This window comes from Caballeronia sp., assembly GCF_049581465.1.
In the GTDB taxonomy this organism is placed as follows: domain Bacteria; phylum Pseudomonadota; class Gammaproteobacteria; order Burkholderiales; family Burkholderiaceae; genus Caballeronia.
This window is the reverse complement of the sequence record NZ_JBAUSA010001246.1, coordinates 1-2,325: the sequence shown is the minus strand read 5'-3', so window position 1 is coordinate 2,325 and position 2,325 is coordinate 1. Positions and strand designations below refer to the sequence as shown.

Below are 2,325 nucleotides of genomic sequence, written 5' to 3'. Positions count from 1 at the left end.
CGGCCCCTCGTGCGCGCCTGCCATCCACACCGCCTGCCAGTCGGCGTCGCCCGTGGGTTGCGCGAGCAGCACGGCCACGCTGTGCGCCTGCACTTCCATCTCGCTGCCGATCAACGCACTTTGCAGCGCGTCGGGCACGGCGCTATGAATAAGCACGTTCCATTCCAAGTGCGGCGCGGGCGGCGCGAAAGTCACCGGCTCTGAGGAGCCGTTCATCATGATGAGGATTACGTCGATCTCGCCATCCAGCCCGGGTCCTGCGCGGCGCAGCGTTAGCACGCGTCCTTCGGGGTCGTGCCACGCATCGATGGACAGCGGCACGCCGCGCTCGTCGAACCAGCTCACGTCGTAGAGGCCGGGCAGCACTTCGCGATCGCCGTGAAGGAAGCGCATTTCGCGCAGCAGCGGGTAGTTTTTGCGCAGTGCGATCATGCGCGCGACAAAATCGTTCATCGCGCGTCCGGCGAGGGAAGCCGCCTCGTCCCAGTCCATCCACGAGATCTCGTTGTCCTGACAATACGCGTTATTGTTGCCGCGCTGGGTGCGGCCAAACTCATCGCCAGCGAGGAGCATGGGGGTGCCGAGCGAGAGAAGGTTGGTGGCGATCAGTGCGCGCGCCACGCGAGCGCGCGTCTCGATGATGTCGGGGTCGTCGGTGGGACCTTCCACCCCCCAGTTCGCGCTGCAGTTTTCGTTATGGCCGTCGTTGTTGCCTTCCTGGTTCAGGTCATTGTGCTTTTGCTGATAGGCCGTCACGTCGGCGATTGTGAAGCCGTCGTGCGATGCCACGAAGTTCACCGATGCCCATGGTTTTCTCATGCGCCGGTGGAACAATTCCGCGGAACCTGTGAGCCGCGCGGCGAGGTCGGGGCGCACGCCTGCGTCGCCGCGCCAGAAACGGCGGACGCCGTCGCGGAACTTGTCGTTCCATTCGGCGAACCCGGGTGGATGATTGCCGACCTGATACCCGTCAGGGCCGATGTCCCAGGGTTCGGAGATCATTTTGCGCGTGTTCAGGATGGGGTCTTGGCGAATGGCGTCGAAGAAGCCGGAGCCTTGATCGAAACCGTGGCCTTCACGACCGAGTGTGACGCCGAGATCGAAACGGAAGCCGTCGATATTGAAAGCCGTCGCCCAGTAGCGTAGTGAATCCATGACCATTTGAAGCACGCGCGGGTGCGACAGGTTCACTGTATTGCCGCAGCCTGTGTCGTTGATGTGATGACGTTCGTCGCCGGGAATCAGGCGGTAGTAACTGGCGTTGTCGAGCCCGCGCCACGACACGGTCGGCCCGAGTTCGTTGCCTTCGCATGTGTGGTTGTAGACCACGTCGAGAATCACTTCGATGCCTGCTGCGTGCAGCCGCCGCACCGCGATACGCATTTCGTTCAGGCGGTTGGTTGACAGGTAGGAGGGTTCGGGAGCGAAGAACGCAGCGGTGTTGTAGCCCCAGTAATTGCGCAGTCCGCGTTCGACTAGAAAGCGGTCGTTGAGAAACGCGTGTATGGGCAGGAATTCGACTGCCGTAATGCCGAGTTTCTGCAGATGCTCGATGAACCATGGCGATGACAGCGCGGCGAACGATCCGCGTTCGTGTTGCCGGATGTCGTGGCGCAGCATTGAGGTGCCGCGCACGTGCGTTTCGTAGATCACGCTTTCGCCCCACGGCACGTTTGGGCGGGCGTCGCGGGACCAGTCGAAGGCGTCGTCGGTGACGACGCATTTCGGCATGGCGGGTGCTGAGTCGCGCCGGTCCATTGATAGATCCAGGCGGTTCGAGTGGACGCGATAGCCGAATAGTGCGTCGGACCAGCGCCAATGACCGACGAGTTTCTTGGCGTAGGGGTCTAGCAGGAGTTTGTGCGGGTTGAAGCGATGTCCGTGGTGCGGCGCATAGGCGCCGTGTGCTCGAAGGCCGTAGACCGTGCCGGGATGTGCGCCGGGGAGATAGCCGTGCCAGATTTCGTCGGTGCATTCGGGCAGTTCGAAGCGGGTCAGTTCCTTGCGGCCGGTGGTATCGAAGAGGCAGACCTCGATTTTTTGCGCATTGGCGGAGAACACGGCGAAATTGACGCCTAGACCATCCCAGTTGGCGCCGAGCGGGTAGGGTGCGCCCGGGAGCAATTTATCGGGGAATGAATTTGGCATTGCGGGCCTTTTTTTCGTTCGTTGGCACCAAAGGGGGCTGCGCGCGGTGCGTGTTTGGGGTGGTGCTTGGTCAGCGGCAAGTGGGGGGCAAGGGTGGAGCGGGGTGCTGCTCGCGGAGAGTGTGGAGCGAGGGTTGAGAAGGGTGCTGCTCGCGGAGAGTGTGGAGCGAGGGTTGAG

General features: G+C 62.5%; 1 protein-coding gene. It reads right to left on the bottom strand.

Translation table 11 applies throughout. From position 1 onward, the window contains the following. Positions 1–2,148, bottom strand: a 2,148-nt coding sequence (gene glgX / locus WCA53_RS30360) for a glycogen debranching protein GlgX (RefSeq protein ID WP_423920130.1), incomplete at its 3' end; no start/stop codon positions are given. Between the last annotated feature and the right edge of the window lie 177 nt (positions 2,149–2,325).